The sequence below is a fragment of the Mycobacterium haemophilum DSM 44634 genome (assembly GCF_000340435.2).
Classification (GTDB): Bacteria; Actinomycetota; Actinomycetes; order Mycobacteriales; family Mycobacteriaceae; genus Mycobacterium; species Mycobacterium haemophilum.
Window position 1 is genome coordinate 537,677 of sequence record NZ_CP011883.2, and the last position, 22,288, is coordinate 559,964.

Sequence of the window (22,288 nt, forward strand, 5' to 3'; positions counted from 1 at the left end):
TATCATCGAGGCGCCCATCGCGGTGGTCGGGGCACGAAATATGCTGTGCGCTTTTGATATTCCGCGAAACCCGGACGGCCCTTCATGTACTTCTCGGTTAGCCGGGCCCCGCTCACGTCCACCAGGAAGTAGGTCATCACCAGCGGCGAAACCACCGTGGTCAGCGGCACCCAGCCGTTGATTGTGATCAACCACAATCCCCACCACACGCAGGCGTCGCCGAAATAGTTGGGGTGGCGCGTCCAGGCCCACAGGCCGCGGTCCATGATGACCCCGCGATTTGCCGGGTCGGATTTGAATACCCGCAGCTGGCGATCCCCGACCGCTTCGAAGATGACACCGACATTGATGGTGTTCAACCGCAACGGTTGATGATTAGCTGGCCCGTCCGCTTCCGGTGGTGACCCTGGCACTGACTGACGCCCTGCTGGGTTGTCTTTTTCTTGATCTGTCTCACCGGCGGCGGGCGGGTCGCACCATGAGGCCCGGCAGGGCGGACATGACCTAATCAGGAGCCTGGTAGTTCCCTCATCAATGTCTTGTCTGCCCGCCCTACCGGGTGTCACCGCAACCGCCGGTGATCACACCGGCAGAAGGGAACATCACCATCGTGACAGCATCGCAGTTGGTCGTCATTGGCGCCGACACGCATCTCGATACCGTTCACCTCGCCACGTTGAGCGATACCGGCAAACCCTTGGCAGATGCGGAGTTCCCGACGAACCCGACGGGCTATTGCGAGGCGCTCACGTGGGCGCAGAGCTTCGGGACAGTACTGATCGCCGGGGTGGAAGGCACTTCCAGCTATGGTGCGGGATTGACCCGGGCGCTGCAGGACGCCGGCATCGAGGTCGTCGAAGTTAACCGCCCCGACCGCGCCACCCGGCGCCGGCGCGGCAAGTCCGACCCGCTCGACGCCTATGCCGCGGCCCGTAACGCGTTGTCCGGGGACGGCCTTGCCGCCCCGAAAGACGAACGCACCACGGCGCTGAGCGCTCTGTTGACCGCTCGTCGCGGCGCAGTCAAAGCCCGCACCGCAGCGACCAACCAAATTCAATCTTTATTGATCACCGCACCCGCCGAGCTGCGTGAACGCTACCGCCGTTGCAACACAGCCGGTCTGGTCAAAGCCCTAGCTCGTTGCCGGCTTGTTGCCCATGGTGACCCGACCACCATGGCCGTCCTTAGCGCAGTCAAGACGCTGGCCCTTCGCGCGCAGTTCCTGCATCGCCAAGAGCGTGAACTCACCGACCAGATCGACACCCTGGTACAGAGCATCAACCCCGGGCTGCGCGTCGCCCACGGCATTGGACCCGACACCGCCGCCGCGCTACTAATCACCGCCGGCCTCAACCCATATCGGCTACGCAGCGAAGCCGCCTTTGCCGCGCTATGCGGTGTTGCCCCCGTTCCGGCCTCCTCGGGCAAGACGACCCGCCATCGACTCTCGCGGGGCGGCGATCGCTCAGCAAACAACGCGTTGTACCGCATCGCCTTGGTGCGAATGTCCAATGACCCGCGCACCCGCGACTACGTCGCCCGCCAAACCACCAACAATCGCCGCAAGGCCGAAATCCTGCGCCTCCTCAAACGCGCCATCGCCCGCGAGGTCTTCCGACTACTCACCCGCCCCTGCGTCATCGACGACTACAGCGATCTACGCCCAGCTCGCCAAGCCAAAAACATCACTCTCAGCACCGTGGCCGAGCACTTCGGCGTCTGGCCTAACGACATCTCCCGACTCGAACGCGGACTCCAACGCAACGACACCCTCGCCGCCAATTATCGCCAATGGCTCACCGCCGCTTGACCCATAACACGAATAGGAGCATCAAGCCACACCGCCAATCCCAGCCCGGTGACGGCCAGTAACGGCTTCGATGTCGGCCCACTCACCGCCGACAGCTGTAGTGGGAATGAGACGAATAGCGTCAAGAAGCCCTGCAGGAGAAAGACCTTGCGGACCACCTGACCCGCCGTGGCGCCGCGCAGCAGGCTGGCATAACGCGCATCCTCGCCTTTGCCGGCCGTCTTGCGGTAAATGTGCCAGCTCAGCCGCAGCGCCCAGGTCGACACCAGTGCTAGCAGCAGCCATCGGGCGGCCCGCGTCGCCGTGGCCGAAGACCGCGGCAACGGTGGCCACGGCCACGAAGCCCTGGCCCCATGCCACGTCAACGACGTTGTAGCGGCCCAACCTGCGGCCGATGACAAACGTGATCGAATGCACCACCGCCAGCGCTAGCACCGACACGCCTGAAACCACCAGAATGCCGCCGTCGTTCACCACGCACCCCCATGCACGAATGTCCACTGGTTGACATCTAGATAGCCGGACCGAAAGCCCGCCTCCGACTATGCTAGGTACACCTCTCGCATCCGTCCGGACATCTCGTCGAAACCCAAGTGCACCAACGTATCTCGACGCTGCATGAACCGTTCCCGCCAGAGCCGCAGGGTCTCGGCGTAATGCGGGTGCAGCGAGGTCATGTCGACAGTACGTAACAGGTTGTGCCGCTCGGTGATACAGACGATGGCCTTAGTGGACGGTAGCAGGCCGCGAGCAGACGGTCGATCTTGCGTCGCTGAGCCGCGGCCAAATCGGAGAACCCGGGTGTTCGGGCTGGCAGTTGGGTGAATAGCGTGCACGAGTACGTCATGCTCGGGTTGAGAAACTCCGCGAACAGTTGTTTGACTGGGCATAGCATAGTGTTCCGCCGCTCTCCTGGTCTCGGTTGGTGGCACGCCACCGCGGTCGAGGGGCCTGGGCGATCGGCCGTAGCCGTTGCAGTGTGCCGGGTACCAGGTCGGCCACCGATGCGGCCAACACCGTCAATACCGCAGTGAGGCCGGTCGAAGATCCCTTGCCCGCTAGGTACGGCTTCGCCGAAGCCAATCAGGCCGTGCCGTCCGATCCGGCGCGCCAGCGCATCCGGCTGGTGGACTAGCAGGGTTGGCTACTTGGGATCGGCGGCGCCGATCACCCCGCCGTTGGGGTAGCGCAGACGCAGCGGCAACCGCGCCGCAGCACGACGCAGCAGCCGGCATCGGCGTTGACCGACGATGCCGCGGCGGCAGACTTGACGGTGCCCTCGCTAACGCCAGACAACGTACTTAATCGATTGCTGCAAACGGAATTTCGACGATGTTTATCGGGTACCACCCGAACTCAACGTAGCCACAACATGATTCCCTGTATCCGGATACGCGTCGCCACCAACCTTGGTGCCAGCGGTGAAATGATTTGCATGATCGTTCCCTGCCGAGTCGTTGCCGGTCGATGTTTGCTGCACAGGCTGGCTCTAAACGTCGGCCGGTGGCCACGGTGCAAGGTGACGGTGATTTGGACCTTGCTGTCGGGTTGTGGTGTGTGCATCGAGTAATAGCCATCCAGCCGCCAAAAGACGCTAAACAAGTTGCAGACGTACCCGAGTCCACGCGCTTGCAGCAATCCCGAGGCAGCGCCATCTTCGTGGAATCTCCAGCCATGGTATGCGTCGGCGAACATCACTCGGCCGTCAGTGATGAGCTGCTAGCTTGCCCTGTGCTGCAACCGATTCTGGCGTGTACAGCGGATGGCTGTAGGCCATCTCAGCGATCACCGCGGCAGGGTTACTCGGTCCTGGCCATCGTGGGTGACCAGGAACCTGGTGCGAGTGTTGTAGAGCATCAGCATGCTGATGCTCTAGCTGACCTTGTTGCAGCCGAGCTAAATTCGGCGTCCCTGGGTACGGCGAACCTGCCGGAAGTCGCTAGCAAGCTGGTTGGCGCCGATCTCGATGCCAGCCAGTTCCGCGAATTACTTGCCGCGGCCAGTTGTCACGATCAAGTCGTTGACCCCAGCCGACGCCGAACTGGCCCGAGCAATGCGGTCGCTGGCTGGTGGACGCCAGTTGTCTTTGGGCGATCGCTGCTGCTTCGCCTTGACGGTCCACAGCACCCGATTTCTCTTATCCTTTTCGGGTGTGGACCCTATGTGATACGCAGTCCAGAAAGTGGGGCGGCCCCACCCGGTTCCCAGGTGGCCGGCAACATCGGCACTTCCGGAGCACTTCCAAACCCATTACCAGCCAACGTCGTCAACCCCGCCGCCGCTTTACCGATTGCTTTCTTCCGTATCGTGCCGATGAACCCTACACCTGCGGCCCCCCGATCCGGGGCCACCGCCGACGCATCCACAGGAGCCGGGGCCACCTTCGAAACCAGCCTCATCTCCGGCGTCACCGCAGAAGACGCGGCGGAATGCGTCCCTGCCACAGCTTGTGCGGCAGCAGCCCCCGCTACCTCCGACGCCTCAACAACCGGCTCAGTGGGCTCACTCGCCAAACCACCAAGACTCAGCGGCAACGTGGTCGACAACGCGGTTGGGCCGCCGATGACCACAGGCAAAGAACTCGTCAACAGCGCCACGAGCGCCGCCACCGATATCGCGATCTCCACAGCGTATTTCGCAAGCAGCGGCCCGAGCAGCTCAGAAAGCAGCAGCAGGATTCCGTACATTATGGCCAACAATCCAACCAGCAGCTGAAAGAGCTTTGCCCAAAGCAGCAGTAGGATTCCGATCGCGATGGCCGACAATCCAACCAGCAGCTGCACCAGGAAGGCCAGCACATTGACCACAGCCTGGAGTAGCAGGAGGAGTAGCTCCCATAGGCCAGGGACGAGAGGGCCGGTGGCCAGAGTGCCGGTTTGGGCGGTGTTTTGGGTGGCGGTGGCCACCGCATCGCCGACCTCACCGATACCGGGTGTGAGCACTACCGGCGCCGGCGTGGTGGGCCGCGTGGACTCCAACGCCGCATCCGAGGCTGCCTGGTAGCCGCTCATCACGAGGGCGGCTTGCACCCACATCCGCGCATAGTCGGCCTCGTTAACGGTGATCGGAACCGTGTTAATTCCAAAGAAATTCGTCGCCGCCAGCACCGCATGAGCAGCGTGATTGGCGGCCAACTCCGCCAACGTTGGCATCGTCGCCAACGCAACGGCATACGCCGCTGCCATAGCCTCATGTGCGTTGGCGACCGCCGCATAGTCAGCGCTGGTATTGGCCAGCCACGTCACATACGGCTCATGCGCGCTCACGTACCTGTCCGCGCTCGGGCCTTGCCACACCCCTACCTGCACCTCGCCCAACACAGTTGTGAGTTCCTCAGCCACCAAAGCGTATTCAGCACTCAACGACGCCCACGCTACCGCTGCCGCTATGAGCGGACCAGGGCCGGGACCAGCGCTAAGCGCCGCGGAATGCACTTCCGGCGGCACGCCCATCCAAACCGGCATCGATATCAGTCCCAATGGGTGTACAACCCGTTGTGGGTGATTTCCACATGGGGACCGTCGGTTTGGCAGGCGGCCAGGGTCGAGTAGTTCCCCTCAACCTGAATTTCATCTGCCTTGGCCACGCCCACCGCGGTGGTCATCAATCCACCTAACACCAATAACCCGGCTGCGATAACCGTTCGCACTTGGAGCTCCATCTCACGTTTCCCACTTCCGACGACGTCAGAATCAATGATTTCGATCTAAGGCTGCAGCACTAGTCGAACGTGAGTCCTAAAGTATTTCGCAACCACGCCTTGCTGGTGAGTGAATCCCCAGTGTTCGCCTGTTGGTATCCTCGGTGGTGTCATATATATCAGCGCTGAACTTCAAAGTGTCCACGAACTGCTGATAGATCGTCGCGGCTTTGGTGCTGACCGCCTGATATTGCGCCCCCTGCGCATTCAGCTTCACCGCAATCGACTGCGACACCGCATCGGCAGCTGGCGGCAGCACCCCCGTTATTTTTGGGGCCTCTTTATTGTTGGTGGACTTCAGCTCTTTGCCGACCGACATAAGTTTGTCGGCCGCCTCCTTCAGCGAGGTTGGATCGTCCAGCATATAAGCGTATGGTATATTTGCCTCCCCCAGCTTTTTAGGCTTCAGCGAGATTGGGTCAGCCCGCGCAAAACCTGAAGGGTCCGTAAATAGCGGTAATTTCGCTAAGGCCTCCCCCGCGGAACGCGCATAGGTATTCATCGCGGTAGTATTCCGGGCCCACATTTTGTGGTAGCGAACATCGAGCTCCGTGATGTGATGCGTGGTCATATTCCAGAAATTCTGCGCTACCAGTTCATCCCGTATTTGCCGGTTAAGATCGACATGCTGTGGGGGCACAGTGCCCTTACGCGCCTTGTCAAAGGCCTTCGCCGCGGCTTCGGCCTGTGCACAGGTCGTCAGAGCGCGCTTTGAGGTGTCGTGTATCCAGTCGCTGATCCGCAAAGCCGCGGCCGCCATATGATCCGACGAATTCCCCAGCCACGATGCCGTCCTCAACCCCCGAACCACCCCCTGAAACTCCAACGCGGCTTCAGATAGCTCATCGGCCACTTCGTCCCACGCGGTCCATGCGTCCCAAAGCGAATCACTGCCCGGACCCGAGTACATCAGCGTGGAGGTAACCTCCGGTGGACGTCCTTCGAAACCCACTGCGTGTTTCCTTTCGTTTGAATGCCGTCAGGTCGCTGAACTAGTCAGCACAGTGTTAGTCAGTTGACAACCTCGCTGGCCGCATGCGAACAAACGCCAGAAAAGTGACGTCATGCGCTTTCCCCCTCATTAACAATTAACTCGAGCAGTGCCGGTAGCAGTACCCCGCGACGGTGATGCTGAATTTCCGCTCCATAATTACGGAACAAATAAGAGATCGCAAAAGAATAAGCCCACCTCAAAAAACTAGAACACAGGGCTACACAGTGCACCACCGACTCGGCCGCATGTCAAATCCTTCCCCAATGTACACAAAGAAGACGCAACGACAATCCGGAATTAGTTTCTTACGGCAACACTTAAATAGATGCTGCAAAAGGACTCGTCGATCTTGACCGGGCAAGGGGCTCGTTGATCGGCCCTTGGCCTTGGGAAGTCTGAGTGTTGCGAGGCATTTGGGCGACGAAGGGAACTAAGGGTTGTGATTCCTTACGGTGTGGATCGAATCATGGTGTGGTGGAACAAGACCCGATGGGGCAGGAGGACTACTGTCAGCGAGGCTCGTTTCACAGAGGCGATTGACCCAGTGCCGGCACGATCGCGGATCACTACGCGGTTGCGTACGGCGGTCGGTTCAGCGATTGGGGAGGCGCCCGCTCGGTGGCCGAGTCCTGCGACGCCGTTCAGTTCGTGGCTATAGACCCCGCCGCAAGCTACGCCGCGGCGATCCTAAGCGCTGCGAGAGGCCCACGCTCGTGATGGCTCACTTCCACCTGGCCAAGTTAGCTAACGGCGCACCGATTAATGTGCGCCGCCGGGTGACCTGGGACCTGCGTGAGCGGCGCGGCCGCAAACTTGACCTCGAGTGGGCCAACCGGAGCCGGCTGTTGTGAAGACGAGAACGCTTGTCGGGCAAGAGCTTCGCTAAGACGAGAAACACGCTTGACGCCGAGGGCCCAGCGCCCAGATCCTGTCGGCATGGATCGCCAACGAAGAACTGCGCATCCTGCTGTCCACGGTCGGTGAGAACCCCAGGATCCAGTGAGTTTACAAAATTGCGTCTTATGTCTAGACATAAGACGCAATTTGCCGTATTGTCCAATCTGGCCTCGGGGGACTGACTAGGAGGTGGGCGCATGACCGCAGAACTCAGACCCGACGTCGCAGTGTGGCGTGACAAGAAGCGCTACCTATGGCTTATCGGACTGGTTCCCCCGACGATGCTGTTGTTGATCCTGCCGATCATCTGGGGCATGAATCAGGTTGGCTGGCAGGCTGTCTCGCCGGCGCTGTTGTGGGTCGGGCCGTTCTTGGTCTACATCCTGCTGCCCGCGTTGGACCTGAAGTTCGGTCCGGACGGACAGAACCCGCCCGACGAGGTCATGGAGCGGCTGGAGCGTGATAAGTACTACCGCTACTGCACGTACGCCTACCTCCCTTTCCAATATGCCAGCGTGATCGTTGGTGCCTACCTGTTCACCGCGTCGGACCTGAGTTGGCTGGGTTATCCGGGCGGGCTGAGCTGGCCGGCGAAGGTCGGGCTGGCGCTGTCGATCGGTGTTCTCGGCGCCGTCGGCATGAACGCCGCGCACGAGATGGGGCACAAGAAGGAAGCCCTGGAGCGGTGGCTGTCCAAGCTGACCCTCGCGCAGAGCTGCTATGGGCACTTCTACATCGAGCACAACCGTGGCCACCACGTCCGGGTGGCCACACCCGAGGATCCGGCATCAAGCCGCTTCGGCGAGACATTCTGGGAGTTCCTGCCGCGCAGTGTTGTCGGCGGCCTGCGTTCCGCCGTGCGGTTGGAGGCTCAGCGGGCGCGGCGCCGGGGGCGAAGCCCATGGAATCCGCAAACGTACCCAGGCAACGACGTGCTCAACGCCTGGCTGATGTCGGTGGTGTTGTGGGGTGCACTGATCGCGGTGTTCGGCCCGGCGCTGATCCCGTTGGTGGTTATTCAGGCGCTGTACGCTTGGACCACGTTTGAGACGGTGAACTATCTCGAGCATTACGGATTGCTGCGGCAAAAGATCGCGACCGGCCGCTACGAGCGCTGCGCCCCCGAGCACAGCTGGAACTCCGACCATCTGGTTACCAACCTGTTCCTGTACCACTTGCAGCGGCATAGCGATCACCATGCCAATCCGACTCGCCGCTATCAGACACTGCGTAGCCTCGATGGCTCGCCCAACCTGCCGAGCGGGTATGCGTCGATGATCACGCTGGCGTATTTCCCGCCGCTGTGGCGCAAGGTGATGGATCGTCGGGTGCTGGCGCACTACGGCGGCGATATCGCTCGGGCTAACGTGCAGCCCAGGTTGAGGGAGAAGCTGCTGGCCACCTATGGCGCTGCACAATGATGGCCGCCTACCAGTGCCCGGTCTGCGACTACATCTACGACGAGGCCAAAGGCGATGCCAGAGAAGGCTTTCCGCCGGGCACGCGGTGGGAGCAGCTCCCCGGTGACTGGTGTTGTCCGGACTGTGCGGTGCGCGAGAAACCAGATTTCCAGAAGCTAGGAGAACTCACATGAGTGACTACAAACTGTTCCGCTGCGTCCAATGTGGCTTCGAGTACGACGAGGCGCAGGGCTGGCCGGAAGATGGCATCGAGCCCGGCACCCGCTGGGACGACATCCCCGAGGACTGGAGCTGTCCGGACTGCGGCGCGGCCAAGGCGGACTTCGAGATGGTAGAGGTTGCGCGCCCGTGAGCGCCCAAAACGATATCCTCGCGCCGGTGAAGCGGATTCCTTATGCCGAAGCGTCGCGCGTCTTGTTGCGTGATTCGGTATTAGATGCGATGCGGGATCTGCTGCTGACCCGAGACTGGTCGGCTATCACGTTGTCCGACGTCGCCCGGGCCGCTGGTATCAGCCGGCAGACCATTTACAACGAGTTCGGCTCACGGCAGGGCCTGGCGCAGGGCTATGCGCTGCGTCTGGCTGATCGCCTGGTTGACAGCGTCCATGCCGCCCTGGACGCCAACGTTGGCAACATCTACGAATCGTTCCTGCAGGGTTTTCGGTCATTCTTCTCCGAGTCGGCGGCGGACCCATTGGTGATTTCGTTGCTGACCGGCGTCGCCAAGCCTGATCTGTTGCAGCTCATCACGACCGACAGCGCGCCTATGATCACTCGTGCGTCGGCTCGGTTGGCGATGGCGTTCACTCAGAGCTGGGTGGCTACTAGCGATGAAGACGCCGGCATCCTGGCGCGTGCCATCGTCAGGCTGTCGTTGAGCTACGTGTCGATGCCCCCGGAAGCCGACCACGACGTCGCGGCGGACCTGGCGCGTTTAATGACGCCGTTCGCCGAGCGTCACGGGGTCGTCAACGCACCTTGACCTGACCTGCGGGGGCTGCGGCGGGAGGTATGGGCCTACGGAAAAGGACAGCTAGAAGCTGTTAGCGTGGTGCTACAGGAAACTAATTCCGGACACTTCGTGTTCTAGTTTTGAGCGATTTTATAATATCGCGGCTTTTTATTGTAGCTAGCGTTGGTTTGTATAAAAACACCGAAGTTGTTATCAGATCAACATTGTGTTGACTGGTCAAGTCATTGACCATATTCGAATGGCAGGAAGCAATGCGGTGAATTTCGAGAACAAGGTGCCACCGGAGGTCACCTCTGCGTTGATACGCTCGGGTCCAGGTACGGATTCACTACTGGCGGCGGAAATATCATGGGAAAAGGTGTGCCTCGGGCTGCTTGAGGCTGAGTACCGGTTTCGGGGGCTGGTCCTGGGGGTGCAGGAGGCGTCGTGGCTCGGGGAATCGTCGCGTCGTATGGCGGCCGAGGCCTCGCGGATAAGTGGCTGGATGCACAACGCCGCAGACGAGGCCGAGCGGGCCTGTAATCAGGCCGGAGCTGCGGCGCGCGCCTATTGCTCGGCTCGTGATAGCACGGTGTCCCTGGAGAAAATTAGGGCTAACCGGTCTGCGCGCAAAGAACTGGCGATACAGAACATCTACTCCTTGGGCGCGTACACGTCGGAGATCGCCGAACTCGACCATCGGTACCACAAAATGTGGTCACAGAATACTTACGCGATGGAGGTCTATGAGAGTTCGGTGGGGGACGCCGTGGCGAGGTTGAGGCCGTTTGACGATCCTTCAGGCTCTGTGGAGGTCGTCTCGCCCGTCGACCTGAATGTGGTGGACCGCCATTCTGTGTCGGCCGACCCAACCGCACTGCTGCAGGCGGCCGGCAAGCTAAAGCAGATTCTTGGTGACTTAAAGTTCATCAACGCCACTGCGGACCCTGTGATAACGGGGGTGCGGGCGCCGGCTGCCGACGAGGTATCTCAGTCAATTGCGTCGAAGCTGAATGCGCAGGGGATGCAGTATCGGTCGGTCAACGCTAAAGCCAACGAAATCTCTCAGCAGTTTGTGGCCAATTTGGTGGTCAGCGCCTCTAAGTATAAGGTCACCGAGGACGCCAACAGATTAATAATTTTGGACCAGAAATAAGTAGCGTCGATTACTTGCGAGTTGATCGCTGAACGGTGTTCGACGAACAATCGCTCAACGAGGTTAAGATAATCGGCGATTAGTGGCGGTATCTCGTCGATTTGTGAGGTATTCGCGGTGTGGTCGGTCACCTCGCTGTGGTCCGGTGATGGTCGGTTGTCGTGATCATCTGCGTGGCCGAGCCCAGTGTCGCCGGCCACGGCGTGGTGAAGGGTTCGTCGCCTCCTGGTCGGCTCGAATGCGGGACGCCCTACCACCGGGACTTGACATTTCACGCTCTTTTGTGGCTCATCGCAGATGAGGGTCTAGAGGAGGTCAGCGCCGTCGGTGTCTGGGTAGGGGGCGAGGTCTTCCGACGATGAAGGTTCCTACACCAACCATCCGAAAGACCTCGACGTGCACGGCGCTACCCGTGATGCAGGCTTCGCCTGCGCTGACTTGACCACTTCTGCCGGCTCGATGAGCTCGGCCTTGAGGGGACCGGGCAACGCCTGGACTTCGCCTCGGGCTCTGCTGGCCTGCCGGCACCACCGATCCTCCTCGCACACAACCTTCCCGCCGGCGATTCCCGATGCTCAGCGAAAAACCCTCACCGACCCCGGTTTCAAACCGGGGTACTAAGCAAAATGTCCAAACTCGGGACAGAAATCCCAGCCCAGCATCGGTATGGGCAGAACCGACATGGGCCAAGATCTCTCGCTGCTATTCGGATTGGGCGAGGTTACGGTGGGTCGCGGCGACCGCGACGGACACCGAGCCTGGGCGGTCACCTAGTGCTGTAAACCAGGGAACGGTCTGGATGGGATTCGACCGGCGCGGCCGGGGTCCGCAGCGGCCGGGAACGCACTCTCATCGGCCACCAGAACCAGCGTCCCAGCAGCGCGGCGATGGACGGCGTCATGAACGAGCGCACAATCAACGTGTCGAACAGCAGACCCAGACCGATGGTGGTGCCCACCTGTCCGATCACTCGCAGGTCGCTGACGACCATGGATGCCATCGTGAACGCAAACACCAGCCCGGCGTTCGTCACGACTTTGCCGGTGCCGCCCATCGAACGGATGATGCCGGTCTTCAATCCGGCATGGATTTCCTGTTTGAACCGCGACACCAGCAGCAGGTTGTAGTCAGATCCCACCGCCAACAGCACGATGACCGACATCGCGAGCACCAGATAGTGCAATTCGATACCGAGAATGTGCTGCCAGAGCAACACGGACAGTCCGAAGGACGCGCCCAGTGAAAGTGCGACCGTACCCACGATAACGGCGGCGGCTACAAAGGCTCGGGTAATGATCAGCATGATGATGAAAATCAGGCACAGCGACGAAATCCCCGCGATCACAAGATCCCAGTTGGCGCCCTCGTCGATGTCCTTGAAGACGGCCGCCGTGCCGGCCAAGTAGATCTTGGCGTCCTCTAAGGGGGTTCCCTTGAGCGCCTCCTCGGCTGCCGTGCGTATTGCGTTGATGCTTGCGATGCCCTCGGGGGTGGCGGGATCTCCCCGATGCAAAATGATGAAGCGAGCCGCGTGTCCGTCCGATGACAGGAACGAGTTCATCGCGCGCTTGAAGTCGGCGTTTTTGAAAACCTCGGGCGGAAGGTAGAACGAGTCATCGTTTTTGGCCGCGTCGAATGCCTTCCCCATCGCATTGGCGTTGTCGCTCAGCTCGTTCATCTGATCAAAGATCCCGGACATGGTGCTGTGCATGGTCAGCATCATGGTCCGCATGCTCTCCATGCTTTCGATCATCGGCGGGAACTGTTCCAACATCTGCGGCATCAGCAGATCCATGTTTTTGATGTCGCCAACCAAAGTGTTCAGTTTCTCGTCGATCTGGTCCACGCCGTCCAGCGCGTCGAATATCGATCTAAACGACCAACAGATCGGGACGTCGAAACAATGCTTTTCCCAGTAGAAGTAGCTGCGGATCGGCCGCCAGAAATCATCAAAGTTTGCGAGTTCATCACGCAGTTGATTGGTGATTTGCTGCATCTCTACGGTGTCGTTGGCCATGCGGTGAGTATTTTCGGCGAGCAGCGTCATCAAGTGGTGCATGCGCCGCATCGTGGCAATCGTTTTGGCCATCTCGTCGGCCTGTTTTAGCATGTCATTCATCCGGTCTTGCTGATACTTCAAGGTTTGTACTTGGCCGGCGTTTTGCATGCTTATCTGAAACGGTATCGACGTATGATCCATTGCCGTCCCGTCGGGTCTGGTTATCGCCTGGACCCGGGAAATTCCTGGAACATGGAAGATTCCTTTGGCCAGCCTGTCCAGGACGAGGAAGTCGGCCGGATTTCGCATATCATGATCCGACTCGATCATTAAAATCTCGGGTTTCATCCGGGCCTGTGGGAAATGGCGATCCGCGGCGGCAAATCCTTGGTTGGCGGGAATGAATGTGGGCAGATACGCCCGGTCGTTGTAGTTGGTCTTATATCCCGGCAGGGCCAGCAGGCCGACCATGGCGATGGCGCAAGTGGTGGCGAGAACGGGCAGCGGCCAGCGCACCACCACGGTGCCGACCCGTCGCCAGCCACGGACCTTGATCAGCCGCTTGGGTTCAAACAGGCCGAAACGGCTGCCGACCGTCAGCAGCGCCGGTCCCAGGGTGAGTGCGACCGCCACCGCGATGAGCATCCCCACCGCGCACGGAATGCCCAGGGTTTGGAAATAGGGCATCCGGGCGAAGCTGAGGCAAAACGTCGCCCCGGCGATGGTCAGCCCAGAGCCCAAGATGACGTGCGAGGTTCCCCGGTACATGGTGTAGAAGGCCGTTTCCTTGTCGTCGCCGGCCTGGCGGGCCTCCTGGTAGCGCCCGATGATGAAGATCCCGTAGTCGGTGCCGGCCGCGATCGCCAAGGACGTGAGCAGACTCACCGCGAAAGTGGACAGACCGATGAGCCCGGTATGCCCGAGCAGCGCGACGACTCCCCGCGCCGCCGCCGATTCGATCCCGACCGTGAACAGCAGCAGCACCACGGTGATGAACGATCGATAGACAAGCAGCAACATCACTAAAATCACGATCACACTCGTTGCGGTGATCCGGATCATGGATTTGTCGCCGCTATGGTGCATATCGGCAATCAAGGCCGACGCCCCGGTGACCCAGGCCGTTATCCCGGGCGGTGCAGGTGTTTGCGCGACGATTTTGCGGACCGCGTCGATGGATTCTTGAGCCAGTGGCTCACCTTGGTTACCCGCGAGACTCAATTGGACGTAGGCGGCCTTACCGTCATTGCTTTGAGCGCCAGCCGCGGTGAGTGGATCCCCCCAAAAGTCTTGGACGCTTTGCACGTGCTTATCGGCCCGCAACTTACGAATCAGGGTGTCGTAAAACCGGTGAGCATCGTCGCCAAGCGGCCTATCGCCTTCCAGGACGATCATGATTACGCTGTCGGAGTTTCCTTCGTTGAAGGCCTGGCCCATCTTCTTCATCGCGATGTACGACGGCGCGTCCTTAGGGCTCAGCGACACTGAACGCTCTTGCCCGACGTCTTCTAGTGATGGGACGAAGACACTAACGGCGACGACAATGGCCAGCCAGGCCAAGATGATCGGTACCGCAAGCCGGTGGATCATCCTGGCGACGAACGGTCGCTCGGTGTGGGTGTCAAGGTCGTTCGCGTATTTGGTCGTCACGCGGACTTCACCAGGCAGTAGGTGTAGGCGTTGACCTCATTGGAAACTCTCTCGGCTTTGACCACGCCGTCCACCGTGATTCGGCAGCCGATACTATCGGTATTGCCCTGCGCCACAAGGTTTCCCATCACTGCGGCCAAGGTTGTGGTCATATGTAGCGACCATGGCAATTGTGCCCCATCGACTCGCTGAGGGTCGGAGTTGACGTCGAAATAGCTGATATCTGCGACCGTTCCGGGTGGGCCGAAGACCTCGTAAACAATCTCCTTGGGGTTGAACGGCTTGCTGCTTCCCAGGTTGCTGTCTGCGTACGACTCGCGTTTCTCGGAGGCGAAAAAACCGTGGACGCGGTACACAACGAATCCGCCGACGACGAGTACCACCAGGACGACAAGTGGAATCCAAATCCGTGACAACAGCTTGAAAATTGGAATCCCCTTACCCTGTTGGCATTTGGACATCGCCGGCCCGTTGTCTGCTCGATCAAGTTCAACTTCAGATCGTCGCGCCGGACCGCCCGCACCACAATCCCAGACCGCCGCAGCTCTGCGGTGGTCGGCCCGAGCAGGAGGCGCTTTGGCCGGAGTGCAACCAAGCCTTGCCAAAGTAAATCACGGGGCCGGCTGTTGCCTCCTTCCTGTCGCGCTCCTGGAGTGTAACGCATATCACGTGCGTAACGGCAAGCTACTGTGTGCCGCTGACAAATCACGCCCCGTGCGTTATGCAAATCACGTACTGTGCGTTATCCTCGGGCGGTGGCGCAACTTACGTTCCAGCGCGCCCGCACCGAGGAAAACAAGCGTCAACGGGCGGCCGCGCTGGTGGAAGCCGCACGCTCACTGGCGCTCGAGACCGGTGTGGCGTCGGTGACGCTGACCGCTGTCGCCGGCCGCGCCGGAATTCACTACTCCGCGGTGCGCCGCTACTTCACCTCCCATAAAGAGGTCCTGCTGCACCTCGCCGCTGAGGGTTGGGTGCGGTGGTCGAACACGGTGTGTGAAAAGTTGGCGGAACCCGGTCCGATGTCGCCATTGCGGGTCGCTGAGACGTTGGCCAACGGGCTGGCCGCCGACCCGCTGTTCTGCGATCTGCTCGCCAATCTGCATCTGCATCTTGAGCACGAAGTGGACGTCGCGAGGGTCGTCGAGGTCAAGCGGACCAGTACCGCTGCTGTGATCGCCCTGGCGGACGCAATCCAGCACGCGTTGCCCGCGCTCGGGCGTTCGGGCGCATTCGACATCCTGCTGGCCGCCTACTCTTTGGCGGCTACCGTGTGGCAGATCGCAAACCCCCCGGAGCGGCTCACCGACGCCTACGCCGAGGAACCGGAGGTTCTCCCACCTGAGTGGAACCTTGACTTTGCCGCCGCGCTGACTCGACTGCTTACCGCCACCTGCATCGGCCTCATCTCCGGATCGCAGTGAACAGAGACAGGGGCTGTGCTGTGGCGGAGCGCATGACGTTGAGCACCAGTGCTTTGCGTGACGGCGGTCGAGACGCGGCCACGCCGCGCGCTGTCCCGCTGCTGCAGCTAACATACTTAGCACAACAAAGCATTCGGCGGGACGGCCAGGTGGGAAGGCGTTTTCGCGGGCTCTCAGAGCTGGGCCAGGAACAGTTTCGGTCGACGCTAATACAGGGGCGAGCGGTGGTTAACGCGGTCGAACGGACGGTGGGGCGTCCGATGAGCGGAAGGTGATTGGATGGTGAAGATTCCGGTTGCCGCCGCGGTGCGAAAAGTGTGGATCGTGATCGTGATTGCGATCGTGGTTGCGGTAGCGGGGTTCTGCGTTTATCGGCTCCGCAGCTTCTTCGGCGCCTCCGACAACCGGGCGGTTAACAGCGGCATTTCCGATGACATCAAGCCGTTTAACCCCAAGCATGTGGTCTACCAGGTTTATGGCCCCGCCGGGACGGTGGCCAACATCAATTATCTGGACGTCGACGCCCAGCCGCAGCGGGTAAGTGACGCGCCCCTGCCCTGGACGCTCTCGGTCACCACGACACTTCCGTCGGTGAGCGTCAACGTTGTGGCGCAGGGTGATAGCGACCAGATCGGCTGCCGGATCATCGTGAACGATGTGGTCAAAGACGAAAGGTCGACGAGCGGCGTGAATGCTCAAACCTTCTGCATAGTGAAATCCGCATGACCGATCATCCGGCCAAACAGCTTCCGCAGATGCCGGTTTTTGCACGGATGGTGCACAAGCTCGCGGTGCCGATCGTCCTGTTCTGGATAGGACTTGTCGTCGTCCTCAGCGTCTTTGTCCCATCGCTGGACGTCGTCGGAAAAGAACACACGGTGTCAATGAGCCCCAACGATGCGCCGTCCATGCAGGCGATGAAGCGGGCCGGCCAAGTGTTCAACGAGTTCAACACCGACAGCACGATCATGATCGTCCTGGAAGGCGATAAACCGCTTGGCGATGACGCCCACCACTATTACGACGGGCTGATCCGGAAGCTCTTGGCGGATAAGAAGCACGTGCAGCATGTCCAGGACTTTTGGGGGGACCCGCTGACGGCGGCCGGGTCGCAAAGCTCGGACGGCAAGGCGGCCTATGTGCAGGTGTATTTGGCCGGTAACCAGGGCGAGAGTTTAGCCAACGAGTCCGTCGAGGCGGTCCAACATGTCGTGGACGGCTCACCGGCGCCGCCGGGCGTCAAGGCCTACGTGACCGGCGCTGCGGCGCTGACTGCCGATCAGTCGACGGCGGGTGAGAAGGGGGTCCAACGGGTCACGATGATCACCTTCCTGGTGATCATCGTGATGTTGCTTTTTGTCTACCGTTCCATTGTTCAGGTGATCTTGACCCTCGTGATGGTGGGGATTGAGCTCATGGCGGCCCGGCAAGTTGTCGCTTTCCTGGCTTATAACAACATCATTGGACTATCAACCTTCGCGGTTAATCTGCTCGTACTGATGGCCATCGCGGCGGGAACGGACTATGCGATATTCGTCCTTGGGCGATATCAAGAGGCACGCACTCGCGGTGAGGACCGGGAAAAAGCCTTCTACACCATGTTCCATGGAACCGCGCACGTTGTCATTGGCTCGGGTCTGACCATCGCCGGTGCGATGTATTGCCTCAGCTTCACCCGGTTGCCCTATTTCCAGACGCTCGGCGTGCCCTGCGCCGTGGGAATGCTGGTTGCCGTGATCGCCGCGATCACGCTGGGTCCGGCTGTCCTGACTATCGGCAGTTTCTTCCATCTATTCGATCCCAAACGGAAGATGAGGACCCGCGGATGGCGACGGGTGGGCACCGCCATCGTCCGTTGGCCTGGGCCGGTTCTGGCTGTGTCGGTCGCGATTGCTCTTATCGGGTTGCTCGCCTTGCCCGGCTACAAGACCAATTACGACGGTCGCAGGTATTTGCCTGCCAGCACCAAGGCGAACATCGGATATGCCGCCGCGGACCGGCACTTTTCCCAGGCCCGGATGAATCCGGAATTGCTCATGATCGAGACCGACCACGATATGCGTAATCCGGCCAATATGCTGGTGCTGGACCGGATCGCCAGGGGTGTTTTCCATATCCCCGGTGTGGCGCGTGTCCAGGCGATAACCAGACCGCTGGGAACGCCGATCGAGCATACGTCCATACCGTTTCAGATCAGCATGCAAAACACGACGCAGGTCGAGAACCAGCAGTATCTACATGAGCGCATGGCGGACATGCTTAAACAGGCCGACGCGATGCAGCAGTCTATTGACACGATGCAGCGCATGTATGACATCACATCGAAGATCGCCGCGACCACCCACCACATGGACAGTCTTACCCATGAAATGGTCGCCGTTACCAGCGAATTGCGCGATCACATCGCTGATTTCGATGATTTCTGGCGTCCGATTCGTAGCTACTTCTACTGGGAAAGGCATTGCTTCGACGTTCCGCTCTGTTGGTCGTTGCGATCGATATTCGACGCCCTAGATGGATTGGATCAGATCACCGAAAAGTTCGTGGCTCTCACCGGCGACATAGACGAGCTGGATCGGTTAATGCCGCAGATGCTCGCCCAAATGCCGCCGATGATCGCGACCATGACGACGATGAAGACCATGATGCTGACGATGCACAGCTCGATGTCGTCCTTGTATGACCAGATGGACGTGATGAGCCAAAATTCAACGGCGATGGGCAAGGCTTTCGACGCCGCCCGCAACGACGACTCCTTCTATATCCCGCCGGAGGTCTTCGACAACCCCGATTTCAAGCGCGGCCTGAAGATGTTTCTCTCGCCGGACGGGCACGCGGCCCGCTTCATCATTTCCCATGAAGGGGATCCCGCTACCCCCGAAGGCATTTCGCACGTCGATCCGATCAAGAGCGCGGCGAAGGAAGCCATCAAAGGGACACCGCTGGAGGGCGCCAAAATTTACCTTGCCGGCACTGCCTCGGTATACAAGGACATGCGCGATGGGTCCAAGTACGACCTGCTAATCGCGGGAATAGCTGCGGCCAGCCTCATCTTGATCATCATGTTGATCATTACCCGAAGCCTGGTGGCCGCGATCACCATTGTGGGAACTGTGCTGCTTTCGTTGGGTGCGTCTTTTGGACTGTCCGTCCTCGTCTGGCAGGACATTATCGGCTTCGAATTGCACTGGATGGTGCTTGCGATGTCCGTCATCCTGCTCTTAGCGGTGGGATCGGACTACAACCTGCTGCTAGTTTCCCGCTTTAAAGAGGAAATCCATGCCGGATTGAAGACCGGAATTGTTCGCTCGATGGCCGGCACCGGGGCTGTGGTGACGTCCGCGGGTCTGGTGTTCGCCGCCACCATGGCGTCGTTCATCTTCAGCGATTTGAAGGTCATCGGGCAGGTTGGTACCACCATCGGCCTGGGTCTTTTGTTCGACACACTGATCGTGCGCTCGTTCATGATGCCCTCGATCGCCGCCCTGCTGGGACGTTGGTTCTGGTGGCCGCAGCAGGTCCGCACTCGGCCAGCGAGTCAACTGCTCCGACCGTACGGACCCCGTCCGGTGGTTCGTGCACTGCTGCTGCCCAGGGATGGGAAAGCGGCCGACGCCGCAGACACCGATCGGTTCTCGGTAACCACACCGCACTACTGACGGCGAGTGCGGCTAACAATCATGTCAGCTGGTCAACCGCACGGTGTTGCGGATGATGTCGCTCAGCTCGTGCAGCGGCGCCCCGCACGTCAGACAGTATGCGCCCGGGTGGCGAGTCAGTTTGCTGACCTGCCGCAGCACGTCGAGCCGCAGGCTGCGCACGCAGCCGATGCACAAGATGTCGACGATGTTTCCGCCCGGGTCCAGGTTCGGATTGCTGCATTCATCTACGGCGTGTCGGTGCACGATATGGGTGGCCGGGTGGGTGCAGCCCACTTCGGATTGGCAGGTGAACTGATGCCAATCGAGGGACGCAAGCGTGTCGGGGATCTCGTTACCAGGTGCTTGGCTCATGCGACGAACTTTGTCTCGCCCGCATCGAGATGCGTCAGCGCGGAGCCGGTCGTGATTCCATAACCGATGACTGTGATGAGCATGATCTAAGTCCTGGTGGTGAGCAGTTCGGCAAGCGGACCATGGCGTGATAAACGCCACTTTTCCCTGCTGGCCTGGCGGGCGCAATCCGCCGAATGGCTTATAAAGGGATGATTGCGTTGTCCTCCAATTGGGGGACAAGACGGATCGGTCCGACTCGGCGGGCGCAGCGCGAAGTCGCGACTAGCACAGGGCTACGGCCAGTTCCACACCGACATGTCTCCGGGTGGGTATTGGTTGCAAACCTCGGTGGCTTTGGCGACAACGCCCTTGTTGTGGAAGAAGATCTTCGCCCAGTTTCCCCAATGTGTGGCCATTTGCTCGTAGTAGACGTTCGTGGCGGTGTCCTCGGAGTACTGCCTGCGGTCGGCGGGGCTCAAGGAATAGAACCAATGGATACGGTTGATCGCGGCCTGCTGGATGTCAGCCGGCCTGTTGTGCATATCGATCATGTATCGCTGGTAGTAGATCGGGCTGGTATCCCTGGCGGCCGCCAAATACTGCTCTGCATCGCAGCTGGTGGCGATCTGCCTGCGGGGGATCGGAAAGTCCTCCGTGGAATCAGCCACGGCGGTCTTCGGGAAGGTCGCAGTGGTGATACCGAGAGCGAGAAAAACAGCGCCTGCACGCAGGCCGGTGCTCAGCCGAGACATGGTGATTACCGTAACACTTTCGGGGCCTCGAAGAGTGCCCTGTTGCCAGATTAGTAGCCTGTCTCACTAGCCATCGCCATCAGGAACGATGACGTGTGAGGGGTCCGGCCGTAGCTCGGGTGGGGCCTGGCTGTAATCGCCGAACGGGCCGTCACGGCGTGCGACCGCGGCCCGCACCCCCTGGGTTTGCGCGGTGCGGATGAAGTCGAGCGCGTCGGGGGTGTTGCGCATCAGGCCGTCCAGTATGCCGCCCAGCATCTGGGTCGACGCCAGACCCATGTTCTCGTAGGCCTGGTTCACGATCAGCTTCTGCGCCTGCAACTGCGACAATGGGATTCGTGCCAGCTCGGCGGCGATCTCGGCGACGCGAGCTTCGAGGCGTTCGAACGGCACCGATTCGTTGATCAGCTCGACGTCGGCGGCCTGGACGCCGGTCAACGGTCGGCCCGTCAGCGAGTGCCACTTGACCTTGGCAAGGCTGAGCCGGTATAGCCACATGCCGGTCAGATAGGTCCCCCACATCCGGCTATACGGGGTCCCGATCACTGCGTCGTTGCTGGCGATGACGATGTCGGCGCACAGCGCGTAGTCGCTGGCCCCGCCGACGCACCAGCCGTGCACCTGCGCGATCACCGGCTTCGAGGCCCGCCAGATGGCCATGAACTTCTGCGTCGGCCCAGTCTCGCGACCGGTAACCATCGCGAAATCCTTGCCCGGATCCCACTGCCCGTCGGTCATCATGGCATCGCCCCACTGCTGGAATCCGCCGCCGAAGTCATAGCCGCCGGAAAAGGCCCGGCCGGCGCCGCGCAACACGATGACTTTGATGTGTTGGTCCCGCTCGGCCAGCCCGACGGCGGCCTCAATCTCGTCGGGCATAGGCGGGACGATGGTATTGAGGTGCTCCGGACGGTTCAACGTGATGGTGGCGACCGGACCGGTGGTCGTATACAGCAGGGTCTCGAAATTGGCCCCGGATTCGGCTTTAGTCATAGCAGCAGCGAAGTCACTTCTGGCTTGCTGGTCAAGCACTTAGTGGGCCAATGGGTTTCAACCCAGGCCTGACGTTCGAGTGATGATCACGCGTATCCGCAGCCAGGATCGTGGGCGTCCCTGGACAGCGGGCTGCCTGCTGGGTTGATGTACACGATCTGCATGAGCACCGGAGTGGGTCCCAGGTTGCGACCGATGTGAGCATGGTCGGGGCCGCTGGGTTCGGTGATCGCATCGCCTGGACCATAGATACCGTCGATACTGCAGTCGGCGAGGTTATGGGTGAGCGTGCCCTGTCTGATGACGCCGAAGAGGTTGCCGTCGTGCCAATGCCAGCCGGTGCTGCCGCCGGGGGCGATCGTGATCTCACGCAGGACACGGTCCTGGCCATTGAGCGTGGTCTGCGACAACACCACAGCGCTCACCCCTTGGCCAGGTGTCGCGGACGCGATAGGCGGGAACGCCGCCGCCGACAGAGTCGCGATCGCCGCAAGGGCCAGTCGAGACAGGATGTTCATAGTCGGCCACTCTTTCACACGCCTG

General features: G+C 60.6%; 20 protein-coding genes and 4 pseudogenes. 10 read left to right on the forward strand and 14 right to left on the reverse strand.

Features of this window, described 5'->3' with window-relative positions:
- Positions 1-2 precede the first annotated feature (2 nt).
- Positions 3-344, reverse strand: a pseudogene (locus B586_RS02510) (DUF1295 domain-containing protein); the annotation flags it as partial.
- Positions 345-610: 266 nt separating this feature from the next.
- Here B586_RS02510 and B586_RS02515 point away from each other — a divergent pair.
- Positions 611-1,810 carry an IS110 family RNA-guided transposase gene (locus tag B586_RS02515; protein ID WP_054880758.1) on the forward strand — a complete coding sequence of 400 codons (1,200 nt, stop codon included), beginning with the start codon at positions 611-613 and terminating at the stop codon, positions 1,808-1,810.
- 23 nt (positions 1,811-1,833) lie between these two features.
- Here B586_RS02515 and B586_RS02520 read toward each other — a convergent pair.
- From B586_RS02520 to B586_RS02540, 7 genes and pseudogenes are all read right to left on the reverse strand, one after another.
- Positions 1,834-2,263 (reverse strand): annotated as a pseudogene (locus B586_RS02520) (DUF1295 domain-containing protein); the annotation flags it as partial.
- A 17-nt stretch (positions 2,264-2,280) separates the two neighbouring features.
- Positions 2,281-3,041 (reverse strand): annotated as a pseudogene (locus B586_RS22560) (SAM-dependent methyltransferase); the annotation flags it as partial.
- Positions 3,042-3,166: 125 nt separating this feature from the next.
- Entirely contained in the window at positions 3,167-3,448 is a 282-nt protein-coding gene (locus B586_RS21795; protein ID WP_257720477.1) for a DUF1365 family protein, read from the reverse strand.
- Positions 3,425-3,679: pseudogene (locus B586_RS21800) on the reverse strand (amine oxidase); the annotation flags it as partial. The gene B586_RS21795 and the pseudogene B586_RS21800, both read right to left, overlap by 24 nt.
- 290 nt (positions 3,680-3,969) lie before the next feature.
- On the reverse strand, positions 3,970-5,274 hold the full coding sequence (locus tag B586_RS02530; protein ID WP_236971346.1) for a PPE family protein: 1,305 nt from the start codon (positions 5,272-5,274) through the stop codon (positions 3,970-3,972).
- 5 nt (positions 5,275-5,279) lie between these two features.
- Positions 5,280-5,459 (reverse strand): hypothetical protein, encoded by a 180-nt coding sequence (locus tag B586_RS02535; protein WP_082607715.1) that lies wholly within the window; start codon positions 5,457-5,459, stop codon positions 5,280-5,282.
- An 88-nt stretch (positions 5,460-5,547) separates the two neighbouring features.
- Positions 5,548-6,462: a PPE domain-containing protein gene (locus B586_RS02540; protein ID WP_156406692.1), complete on the reverse strand. Its 915-nt coding sequence runs from the start codon at positions 6,460-6,462 to the stop codon at positions 5,548-5,550.
- Positions 6,463-7,217: 755 nt separating this feature from the next.
- Here B586_RS02540 and B586_RS21260 point away from each other — a divergent pair.
- From B586_RS21260 to B586_RS02565, 6 genes are all read left to right on the forward strand, one after another.
- Positions 7,218-7,355 (forward strand): hypothetical protein, encoded by a 138-nt coding sequence (locus tag B586_RS21260; RefSeq protein WP_168162498.1) that lies wholly within the window; start codon positions 7,218-7,220, stop codon positions 7,353-7,355.
- A 243-nt stretch (positions 7,356-7,598) separates the two neighbouring features.
- Entirely contained in the window at positions 7,599-8,822 is a 1,224-nt protein-coding gene (locus tag B586_RS02545) for an alkane 1-monooxygenase (protein WP_047313329.1), read from the forward strand.
- Positions 8,822-8,995, forward strand: coding sequence for a rubredoxin (locus B586_RS02550; RefSeq protein ID WP_047313495.1), 174 nt, complete (start codon positions 8,822-8,824; stop codon positions 8,993-8,995). The genes B586_RS02545 and B586_RS02550 overlap by 1 nt, the downstream gene beginning before the upstream one ends.
- Positions 8,992-9,174, forward strand: coding sequence for a rubredoxin (locus B586_RS02555; protein WP_047313328.1), 183 nt, complete (start codon positions 8,992-8,994; stop codon positions 9,172-9,174). The genes B586_RS02550 and B586_RS02555 overlap by 4 nt, the downstream gene beginning before the upstream one ends.
- Positions 9,175-9,200: 26 nt before the next feature.
- Entirely contained in the window at positions 9,201-9,806 is a 606-nt protein-coding gene (gene alkX / locus B586_RS02560; protein ID WP_047313494.1) for a TetR family transcriptional regulator AlkX, read from the forward strand.
- Between the two features lie 196 nt (positions 9,807-10,002).
- Positions 10,003-10,932 (forward strand): PPE domain-containing protein, encoded by a 930-nt coding sequence (locus B586_RS02565; RefSeq protein ID WP_156406693.1) that lies wholly within the window; start codon positions 10,003-10,005, stop codon positions 10,930-10,932.
- A 766-nt stretch (positions 10,933-11,698) separates the two neighbouring features.
- Here B586_RS02565 and B586_RS02575 read toward each other — a convergent pair.
- Entirely contained in the window at positions 11,699-14,581 is a 2,883-nt protein-coding gene (locus B586_RS02575) for an MMPL/RND family transporter (RefSeq protein ID WP_054880755.1), read from the reverse strand.
- Positions 14,578-15,000 (reverse strand): MmpS family transport accessory protein, encoded by a 423-nt coding sequence (locus B586_RS02580; protein WP_168162565.1) that lies wholly within the window; start codon positions 14,998-15,000, stop codon positions 14,578-14,580. Before B586_RS02580 ends, B586_RS02575 begins: the two co-directional genes overlap by 4 nt.
- Before the next feature lie 318 nt (positions 15,001-15,318).
- Here B586_RS02580 and B586_RS02585 point away from each other — a divergent pair, with 318 nt between their 5' ends.
- From B586_RS02585 to B586_RS02600, 3 genes are all read left to right on the forward strand, one after another.
- The gene (locus B586_RS02585; RefSeq protein WP_054880754.1) at positions 15,319-16,005 is read left to right on the forward strand and encodes a TetR/AcrR family transcriptional regulator; all 687 of its coding nucleotides are present in this window, start codon (positions 15,319-15,321) and stop codon (positions 16,003-16,005) included.
- Positions 16,006-16,284: 279 nt separating this feature from the next.
- Positions 16,285-16,731 carry an MmpS family transport accessory protein gene (locus tag B586_RS02595; RefSeq protein ID WP_054880752.1) on the forward strand — a complete coding sequence of 149 codons (447 nt, stop codon included), beginning with the start codon at positions 16,285-16,287 and terminating at the stop codon, positions 16,729-16,731.
- Positions 16,728-19,664, forward strand: a complete 2,937-nt coding sequence (locus B586_RS02600; protein ID WP_054880751.1) for an MMPL/RND family transporter — start codon at positions 16,728-16,730, stop codon at positions 19,662-19,664. The genes B586_RS02595 and B586_RS02600 overlap by 4 nt, the downstream gene beginning before the upstream one ends.
- A gap of 24 nt (positions 19,665-19,688) precedes the next feature.
- On the opposite strand, the gene B586_RS02605 is transcribed toward B586_RS02600, so the two are convergent.
- From B586_RS02605 to B586_RS02620, 4 genes are all read right to left on the reverse strand, one after another.
- The gene (locus B586_RS02605) at positions 19,689-20,018 is read right to left on the reverse strand and encodes a hypothetical protein (protein WP_054880750.1); all 330 of its coding nucleotides are present in this window, start codon (positions 20,016-20,018) and stop codon (positions 19,689-19,691) included.
- A 275-nt stretch (positions 20,019-20,293) separates the two neighbouring features.
- Complete coding sequence (locus B586_RS02610) at positions 20,294-20,752, reverse strand: DUF5078 domain-containing protein (RefSeq protein ID WP_047313676.1); 459 nt, start codon at positions 20,750-20,752, stop codon at positions 20,294-20,296.
- Positions 20,753-20,818: 66 nt separating this feature from the next.
- A complete protein-coding gene (locus B586_RS02615) occupies positions 20,819-21,745 on the reverse strand; it encodes a crotonase/enoyl-CoA hydratase family protein (protein ID WP_047313675.1) in 927 nt (308 codons plus the stop codon).
- Positions 21,746-21,831: 86 nt separating this feature from the next.
- Positions 21,832-22,263: a cupin domain-containing protein gene (locus B586_RS02620; RefSeq protein WP_054880749.1), complete on the reverse strand. Its 432-nt coding sequence runs from the start codon at positions 22,261-22,263 to the stop codon at positions 21,832-21,834.
- Between the last annotated feature and the right edge of the window lie 25 nt (positions 22,264-22,288).

What these genes read in the sequence shown, in the direction of transcription:
- B586_RS02530 (WP_236971346.1), bottom strand. Translation starts at nt 5,274, where the DNA reads ATGCCGGTTTGGATGGGCGTGCCGCCGGAAGTGCATTCCGCGGCGCTT.
- B586_RS02545 (WP_047313329.1), top strand. Translation starts at nt 7,599, where the DNA reads ATGACCGCAGAACTCAGACCCGACGTCGCAGTGTGGCGTGACAAGAAG.
- B586_RS02550 (WP_047313495.1), top strand. Translation starts at nt 8,822, where the DNA reads ATGGCCGCCTACCAGTGCCCGGTCTGCGACTACATCTACGACGAGGCC.
- B586_RS02555 (WP_047313328.1), top strand. Translation starts at nt 8,992, where the DNA reads ATGAGTGACTACAAACTGTTCCGCTGCGTCCAATGTGGCTTCGAGTAC.
- B586_RS02595 (WP_054880752.1), top strand. Translation starts at nt 16,285, where the DNA reads ATGGTGAAGATTCCGGTTGCCGCCGCGGTGCGAAAAGTGTGGATCGTG.
- B586_RS02600 (WP_054880751.1), top strand. Translation starts at nt 16,728, where the DNA reads ATGACCGATCATCCGGCCAAACAGCTTCCGCAGATGCCGGTTTTTGCA.
- B586_RS02605 (WP_054880750.1), bottom strand. Translation starts at nt 20,018, where the DNA reads ATGAGCCAAGCACCTGGTAACGAGATCCCCGACACGCTTGCGTCCCTC.
- B586_RS02610 (WP_047313676.1), bottom strand. Translation starts at nt 20,752, where the DNA reads ATGTCTCGGCTGAGCACCGGCCTGCGTGCAGGCGCTGTTTTTCTCGCT.
- B586_RS02615 (WP_047313675.1), bottom strand. Translation starts at nt 21,745, where the DNA reads ATGACTAAAGCCGAATCCGGGGCCAATTTCGAGACCCTGCTGTATACG.
- B586_RS02620 (WP_054880749.1), bottom strand. Translation starts at nt 22,263, where the DNA reads ATGAACATCCTGTCTCGACTGGCCCTTGCGGCGATCGCGACTCTGTCG.